This window comes from Azospirillum brasilense (assembly GCF_003349955.1).
GTDB lineage: Bacteria > Pseudomonadota > Alphaproteobacteria > Azospirillales > Azospirillaceae > Azospirillum > Azospirillum brasilense_B.
Map to the genome: position 1 here is coordinate 1 of NZ_QLKQ01000144.1, position 8203 is coordinate 8203.

Below are 8203 nucleotides of genomic sequence, written 5' to 3' on the forward strand. Positions count from 1 at the left end.
CGCCGGTGACCAGATGAGCGCCCCGGCTCCTACACCACGCCTCGGGACACGACCCGAACGGGCCCGCCGACCGCGGAAGGAATCCCGCTCCCAGCAGTACGGAACCACCACCGAGAGCTTGGCGCCTAACCCGCAACACTGAACCGAGCTCGAGGGTCTAAACTTCCTTGTGTCGACAATCACGAAGGATTGCTGTCGCGGGTATTGACCTGAGCGAGAGGCGGTTTTCCGGGTACGATGCGGTGCTGGTGGCATGGGGGCCCACCGTCCTGGAAACGGAGCGCGACAGCGGCCGGTCCATCCGCGGGCGTCTGACGGAGGTGATCAGGAGGCGACAGCGACTGCCCGCGCGCGCATGCCTCCCAGCACGACCAGGGCGGCCAGCAGCAGCACGATTCCGCTGGCGCCGAAGACACCCCCGGCGCCGCTGACGCCGAAGATGGCGCCGCCCACTGCCGCACCGGTGGCGATGGCGAGTTGCACCGCCGCGACGAAGAGGCCGCCGGCGCTTTCCGCCTCGTCCGGCACGGTGCGGGTGATCCAGGTGGACCAGGCCACCGGCACGGCGCCGAAGGCGACGCCCCACAGCGCGATCAGCACCGAGGCCACGGTCGGCGACCCGCCCAGCGCGGCCAGCCCGAGCCCGAGCAGCCCCATGGTCAGCGGCATGACCGTCAGGGTCAGCCGCATGCTGCGCGCCAGCAGCACGCCGCCGAGATAGGTGCCGGCGAAGTTCGCCACGCCGAAGCCCAGCAGGATGCCCGACACGCCGCTGACGCCGACGCCGGTCACCGTCTCCAGGAACGGCCGGACATAGGTGAACAGCGCGAAATGCCCGGTGAAGACCAGGATGATCGACACCATGCCGAGCCCGACGCCCGGCCGCACCATCACCTCGCCCAGGGTGCGGAGGCTGGTGTGGCCGTTCGGTGCCATGCGCGGCAGCGTCAGAACCTGAGCCACCAAGGCCGCCAGCCCCAGCCCGCCGGCCATCAGGAACACCGCGCGCCAGCCGAGCAGGTCGCCCAGATAGCTTCCCACCGGGGCCGCGAAGACGGTGGCGGCGGACACGCCGCTGAAGATCATCGACAAGGCCCGCGGAATCATCGGCTCCGGCACCAGCCGCATGGCGATCGCGGCCGACATGGCCCAGAAGCCGCCGAGCGCCACCCCCAGCAGCACCCGCCCGACCAGCAGCGACAGCAGGTCGGGGGCGAAGGCGACCGCCAAGTTGGACACCACCAGCAACGCCGAAAAGGCGAGCAGCACATGGCGCCGGTCGATCCGGCGGGTCGCGGCGGAGATCAGCAGGCTGGCGACCAGCGCCACCGCGGCAGTCGCGGTGACGGCCTGGCCGGCCATCGCCTCGGTCACATGCAGGTCGGCCGCCATCGGCGTCAGCAGGCTGGCCGGCAGAAACTCCGCCGTCACCAGTCCGAACACGCCGAGCGTCAGGGAGAAGACGGCACCCCAGGCGGGCTCCGCCGGCGCGGCGCCGGCTTGCCTCACAGGTTCCATCATGGTTTGTCCTCGCAGGAAGATTATGCTGCGACGCAGAATAGATTGGAGGTTCTGGACGATCCATGCCATAACGTCCGCATCTTTTGATCGATAGTCCGGATATGCCTGACTCATCCCGTCTCCCTCCCGCCATCGACCTCGTCAGCGAGCTTCTGCTCGGCATGCGGCTGACCGGCGTGCAGTACCGCCGCATGCAGGTCGCCCCTCCCTTCGGCATCGGTTTCGGGACGGTGGAGGGGCGGGCGCAATTCCATTTCATCGCCCGCGGGCCGGTCGTGCTGAGGCTGCTCACCGGCGGTACCTTCACGCTGGACACCGGCGATGCGGTGCTGCTGCCGCGCGGCGGCGCGCACGAACTGCTGTCGGCGCCGGAACTGCCGGCCCGCGACGTCGCCAGCTTCGCGACGGCGCCGCTGTGCGGCAATGTCGGTGCGCTCGAATCCTGCCCGCCGGAAAGCTGCCGGACGAAGGATGCGGTGATCTTCAGCGGCTGCATGGAGTTCGACCTCGGCGCCATGCAGCCGCTGGTCGGCCTGATGCCCGAGGTGATGCAGGTCGGCACCCTGCTCGACCGCTACCCCGAAATCCTGCCGATGCTGGAAGCGATGGAGCGGGAGGCGCGGGCGGAGCGCGCCGGCTATGCCGGCATCCTGGCGCGGCTGGCCGACGTGGTGTCCGCCTCCATCGTGCGGGGCTGGGTCGAATGCGGCTGCGGCGATGCGCGCGGCTGGATCGACGCCCTGCGCGACCCGCGGCTCGGCCGCGTCATCACCGCGCTGCATCGCGATCCCGGCCGCAACTGGACCGTGGCGGAACTGGCCGCGGAGATGGGCGCCTCGCGTTCGGTTTTCGCGGAGCGCTTCCTGGAGGTGACCGGCGTGACCCCGGTCCGCTACGTGACGGAGCTGCGGATGCGGCTTGCCGCCCAGTGGATCGGCCGGGAGCGTCTGCCGATCGAAACCGCCGCGCATCGGCTCGGCTACGGCTCGCAGGCCGCCTTCAGCCGTGCCTTCAAGCGCATCATGGGCTATTCGCCCGGCGCCTCACGCAGTGCGGAATCATAGCACCGGCACGATTAGGACCAAGTGGGGGGCAGGTCCTTTCACAAGCCGGTCCCGCCTGTCCTCGCGGGTGACCTGACCAACTGTCAGCACGTAAAGTTCGGCGACACCTTGTCCGACAGCGCGAGATCGGTTTGCCAGGCGCCGGACTGTCGACTCTGCGCCATGAGCAGCCAGCACCGTTCAGCGCAAGCTGCCCCGATACGCGACCTTGACGCCTTCCGCCCGTCAGGGCGCGCGGCACGATATCCGGATGCCCGGCGCCGTGCCTCACTCATACACGGCGTCGCGCGGGCCGGTATCTCCCAACGCCATTTTGACGAAGGCATCAGCCGTCAGGTCTGCGTCGAGCAGCGCGCCATGGTGGGCGAAGCGATCACTCCGGTCGAGCCACAGCCGATCACACAGCGCATCGAGCGAGCCGGAAGCACCGGGGAAGACCGCGTGCGACATCTCCTTGGTACAGATGAACCGGTCCGCCGAGAACGTGTCGGCACCCCATGCGGCGCGTCCGCAGCGCGCGAACTCGTAGTTCAGGAAGTCCATCTCGTTCTCATAGGCATGCGCCACCAGAAGGTCCTCGCCCAGAAAGGCGAGAAGCGCGTCGGCCACCTCGGGAAAGCGGGGCGCCACCTTCAGGTCGGCGGGCTTGATGCCGTGCACCTTGATGGCGTCGGGATGGAGAGGGGCGTCGGGGTTGACCCGCGTCTCCCAGCTGCGCGCTTTCCTCCAGCCATCGCCCTCGCGGATGATCTCAAGACACCCGATTTCGATGATGATGCCGGGCTGACGCAGGCCCTTGGGCGCCTTACGGATGTCCTGGAGGCTCGGCAGGCGCCGTCCGGTCGTCTCGATGTCGATCGCGACCAGCCGGTCACGGCCTTCCCACGGCTGCATGCTCATTGATATCCAATCTTTCATCGGTGGAGCCACCTGTGGCACGGACGTGAAACAAGGACAACGCTCCGTCACGCCGCCCAGAGTAGCATGGCGAAAGCGCCGGCCGCCGGTCAGCGACACCACGGTCACAAGCGGCCGGCCCATGCCGTCGAGGCTCTTGATCCTGATGGGTCAGGATAAAGAGTCGCTGGTATAAGGCATGACGGCCGCGCCATGACCGGCGCGACTACCGGTGAGCAAGGAGTATCGCTGTGAAAATTCCCGGCCCCGAGCATCCCATCACGATCATCCCCAACCCGAATCGGATTCGTGTCGTCTTCGCCAGCCGGGTCGTCGCCGACACGGCACGCGCCCTGACGCTGACGGAGGCGAAGTTGCCTGTGGTCCAATATATTCCCCGCGCGGATGTCGACATGACGGCCTTCGAGCGCACGGCGCACACGACGCATTGCCCTTACAAGGGCGATGCCACTTACTACAACCTGCGCGTGGGTGATCGCATCGCGATCAACGCTGTCTGGACCTACGAGACTCCCTATCCCGCCGTGGCCGCCATCCGTGAACATTTGGCGTTTTATCCGGAACGCGTCGATTGCATCGAAGAGCACGCGGCCACATAGCGGCAGCTGGCGGAAGGCTCCGCATGCGGTGTTGCTCTCATCGCAATGCCAGCTCCGTCTGCTCCTGACCCAAAGCGGACATTCGATACCGGTCTACGGCGTGTCCGTTAAACCTCCCGATACTGCTGGCGAATCAATTGAAGCGAATTCGGCACAAGCTGCGGGAAAGGGAAGGAACCGGCGGCTTCAGGCGGCCAGTGCGGCAAAGCGGGAACGGCGGGTCGGGGCGAGCGGGCGTCCTTGCAGCCATGCGGCAATGCGGTCGAGGTTCAGGGCGGCCGCGATGGCCACGTGCTGGAGATGGACCTTGGAAGTGCCCCGATACCGAGCGCGCCGCAGCCCGAAGACGCGCACCGCTTGGGACAGCGTGCCTTCCACGCCTTGGCGCAGGGCGTAGAGCGGCCGTTCACTGTCCATCTCCGTCCGGGTCCGTGCTGCGACCAAGGCCTCGTGCTCGGCTCGCGGGCGCAGGCGGAGATTGCGCCCCCATCCCTTACCGGTTGCCCGGGTGCACTGCTCCCGCGCCTCGCAGACCCGACAGTCCGCCGGATTGAATCGGATCTTGATGTAGGGATCGCCCGCCTCATCCTGGTAGGCGTGCCAGCTCTGGCTTTCCTTGCCGCGCGGGCAGGTGGCGCGGTTTGCCTCCCAGTCGATCTGGAAGTCGCCAGCACGGAAGCTGCCGTCCTGCCGCTGCTGCCAGCTGAGGTTCTCGCGAGGTGGGCCGACGAGGTCGATTTCGAATGTCTCCCGGGCCACCACGAGGTGAGCCGCACTGATGTAGGCGGCATCCACCAGATGGATGGCGGGCGCCGTCTGCTTGGCCGCCAAGGCCGCGTGGATGGAGGCCGTCCGCATGGCTTCGTGAACGTTGGCCGCCGTGGTGTCAGCGTGCACAATCAGATGCGGTGTGTCGTCATCGCAGGTCTCGCTGAGATGAACCATGTAGCCGGTCCACCCCTTGCCATTCTTGCTGCGATAGCGGGCGTCGGTGTCGTAAGGGGATTCCAGCCGGTCCTCGCTCCCCCGCCCGCTCACCGGCCGTAGCCGCGCCCGGCCATTCCCGGGCGGTGCGTCGGGATCGGAGGACATCTCGAAATGCCGTCTCCAGACCGTTCGGAGCGCCTCAATGGCCGGCAAGCTCGTCAACCCGGGCGGCGCCCCTGGGGCGTCCAGCATGGCGAGAAGCCGATACCCATCATCGCCGATCTCACCAGCGAGGGTCTCGCGCCCGGCTGGCGTCTTGGGCAGCCGGAAGTCCTCGATGCGCCGGCTGTAGCGTTCATACCAAACCGGGGGCGCCAGGGTGCGCAGCCAAGCCGGCGCCACGGTGGCGATGGCATTCAGCGCCGCGCGCAACGCCTCGCCCACGAGTTCCAGCCGGTTCAACTCCCGGACCGCGGCGAGCACATGGGTCGAATCCGTCCGTTGTCGCCCGCGGGCTTTGAGCAGGCCCTGCGACCGACAGGCGTCGAGCACCCGCTCCAAGAGGCGTCCCTCCCCGCTCCCGGCCAGCAGCCGGCTGCGGAACTCGCTCAGGACGCTGTGATCGAAGCCCGCATCGGTCAGTTCCAGCCCCAGCAGGTACTTCCAATCGATGCGCGCCCGCACCGCCTCGGCGGCCTGCCGATCGCTCAACCCCTCACGGAACTGCAGGAGCAACACCAGGGCCAAGCGCCAGGGCGGGTACCCGGGCTGTCCGCGCTTGGCATAAAGATCGCCAAAGTCCTCATCCGCGAACATCGGCCCAAGGGCGTCGCGCAGCGTCAGATAAGGGCTTCCCTTCGGAAAGGCGGCGCGAGCGACCCGGGCGGTTTCGTCCGGCACCGATCGGATGGACAGCGGGGAGTGGAGCAACATGGTGAGCCCTCCGAACACGTCGCCCTTCTCAACCGCCGCCCCCCGGCTCCGTCCTTTATCCTTCGCTGTCCATCCCGCTGCCCATCATCATGCGGACGAATGGGCTTTGTGCCGAATTCGCTTCAATTGATTCGCCAGCAGTATCCCTCCCTTTGACGGACACGCGACCCGGATAGCGGCGGAGAAGGCACCGGCATCAGGCCAATGCCACCATCCGGATGTCCCTCGCCAACAGCGTTCTGACGTTGAGCGTGGCGACGGGAATTGCGAGCGCGGTACCGCTGACGTGGGCTTCTCTTCGTCATGGGCAGGAACCCGCATTTCGGACTCAGGTTGCAAAAACCTTCCCTCCACGGGACAAGTCTGATCTTCGCCCGCGTTGAATTGCTCCCAAGCAGAGAAATGGGGGAGGCGCTCCACCTCCCCCATCACGAAATCACACAGTCACAAACCAGGAGCTTGAGACTGCGGTGATTTGCACACCGACCAAAGTGACCGTATCCGAAGCGCCGAAAACGATCTGTGCGTTGCCGCTCACATCGGCGGCCAATGTGTAGGTTTGACCTTCCGCCAAACCGATGAGATCGCCTTGCCCGGCGTTGAAATCCCGCAGGATGTCGGTGCCGCCGCCGTTGGAGAAGACGAACAGGTCGGCACCGCTTCCGCCAATCAACAAGTCGTCGCCGAAGCCACCGATCAACGTGTCGTTTCCGCTGCCGCCGGATAGGGTATCGTTTCCGCCCCCTCCCAAAAGCCAATCGTTCCCGTTGCCGCCGGACAGGGTGTCGTTTCCGTCCCCGCCGTCCAACCAGTCGTTGCCGTTGTCACCGCGTAGGCTGTCGGCATAGGCACCACCCGTGAGCGAGTCGTCGCCATCCCCACCGATCAGTTCCACCGCGACGGAGGCATTGACCGCCGTCACGGTGTCGCTGCCGACGCTGCCGCTGAACAGTTCGATGGAGGCTGAAAGGTCCAGCGTCACGCCGCCGGAATATCGGGCATAGACCATGTCATTACCGTCTCCGCCATCCAAGGATGCGGTCTGCGTATCGACATACAGGCGGTCGTCACCAGCGCCTCCGAACAGCACGTTGTCGCCGCTGCCGCCAACCAGCACATCGTTTCCGTCGCCGCCATAAAGCGTGTCGTTGCCAGCGTCACCACGCAGCGTGTCGTCAAAGGCGCTGCCAACGAGCAGGTCATCGCCCGCGCCGCCGTTGATCTCCACCAATGTGACGGAGCCAGTAGCGGTCAGAATGTCGTTGCCGGAGCCACTGAACACCCGCTCGATACCGCTGGCGGTAAGGTCGAGGGTGAGGTTTCCGTCCCCCTGGACATAGACGGTGTCGAACCCGGCCCCGCCACTCACCAGAGCATCGTCCGCGTCGATGTACAGCACATCATCGCCGTCTCCAGCGATCAGGGTGTCGCTGCCATTGCCGCCGGTCAGTGTGTCGTTGAAGGCGCTCCCAAGGATGAGGTCGTCGCCGTCACGCCCGTTGATCGCAAGGCCGAGGAGGGCGCCGGTGCCGATCAGGCTGTCGTTTCCGCCTCCGCCATAGGCCTGCTCAATGCTGCACGCCGCCAGATCGAGACTGGCGCCGACGTTGCCTTGGACGACGGCGGTGTCGAAGCCGGCACCACCCTGCAATGGCGCGTCGGCATCGTCGAAGTAGAAGCGGTCGTCGCCATCGCCTCCGATCAGCGTGTCGGCGCCCGCTCCGCCGGTGAGCGTGTCGTTGCCTGAACCACCGACGATCAAGTTATCCAGCGTGTTTCCGGTACCGGCGAAGTTACCGATACCAATGAAGGTCAACCGCTCCAGGTTGGCTCCAAGAGTGTAACTGTTCAGCGAGGTCCGCACCTCGTCCACGCCTTCGTTGACCAATTCCCGAACCACGTCACGCACGTTGTCCACAATGTAGACGTCGTCACCGGCACCGCCGCTTAACGTATCCGCCCCTTCGCCGCCATCGAGAGTGTCTCGGGACGTCGAGCCCGACAGCTTATCGTCGCCCTCATAGCCGAGGATGTGGTTTTGCAAGGGAGTGCCGGTCAACACATCGGCCCCTGGCGTTCCATGAATCGTGATGAAGTCCGGCATGGCTTCCGCCACCGTGAAGCGGCGCTGCATGACGTCGAGGGTGACGGTGGCTGGGTTGTAGCCGCTCCAGGTGGCGATCCAACCGCCGTCGGCGGTGGCGGCGAAGGCCGGCTCCGCCTGATCGCCCAGCGTCGCCT

At 66.4% G+C, this 8203-nt stretch carries 6 protein-coding genes; 2 read left to right on the top strand and 4 right to left on the bottom strand.

Annotation, left to right across the window (positions count from 1 at the left end):
* Nucleotides 1-324 precede the first annotated feature (324 nt).
* Nucleotides 325-1521, bottom strand: coding sequence for an MFS transporter (locus DXK32_RS31435; RefSeq protein WP_114862087.1), 1197 nt, complete (start codon nucleotides 1519-1521; stop codon nucleotides 325-327).
* 101 nt (nucleotides 1522-1622) lie between these two features.
* On the opposite strand from DXK32_RS31435, the gene DXK32_RS31440 reads away from it, so the two are divergent.
* Nucleotides 1623-2585 (top strand): AraC family transcriptional regulator, encoded by a 963-nt coding sequence (locus DXK32_RS31440; protein WP_114862088.1) that lies wholly within the window; start codon nucleotides 1623-1625, stop codon nucleotides 2583-2585.
* Between the two features lie 267 nt (nucleotides 2586-2852).
* Here DXK32_RS31440 and DXK32_RS31445 read toward each other — a convergent pair whose 3' ends face one another.
* The gene (locus DXK32_RS31445) at nucleotides 2853-3485 is read right to left on the bottom strand and encodes a 3'-5' exonuclease (protein ID WP_114862089.1); all 633 of its coding nucleotides are present in this window, start codon (nucleotides 3483-3485) and stop codon (nucleotides 2853-2855) included.
* Nucleotides 3486-3733: 248 nt separating this feature from the next.
* Here DXK32_RS31445 and DXK32_RS31450 point away from each other — a divergent pair, with 248 nt between their 5' ends.
* The gene (locus DXK32_RS31450; protein ID WP_035683362.1) at nucleotides 3734-4102 is read left to right on the top strand and encodes a DUF427 domain-containing protein; all 369 of its coding nucleotides are present in this window, start codon (nucleotides 3734-3736) and stop codon (nucleotides 4100-4102) included.
* Between the two features lie 186 nt (nucleotides 4103-4288).
* Here DXK32_RS31450 and DXK32_RS31455 read toward each other — a convergent pair whose 3' ends face one another.
* Nucleotides 4289-5962, bottom strand: a complete 1674-nt coding sequence (locus DXK32_RS31455; RefSeq protein WP_114862090.1) for an IS1182 family transposase — start codon at nucleotides 5960-5962, stop codon at nucleotides 4289-4291.
* A gap of 436 nt (nucleotides 5963-6398) precedes the next feature.
* Nucleotides 6399-8203: calcium-binding protein (locus DXK32_RS31460; RefSeq protein WP_162801439.1), on the bottom strand; the 1805-nt coding region annotated here is incomplete at its 5' end.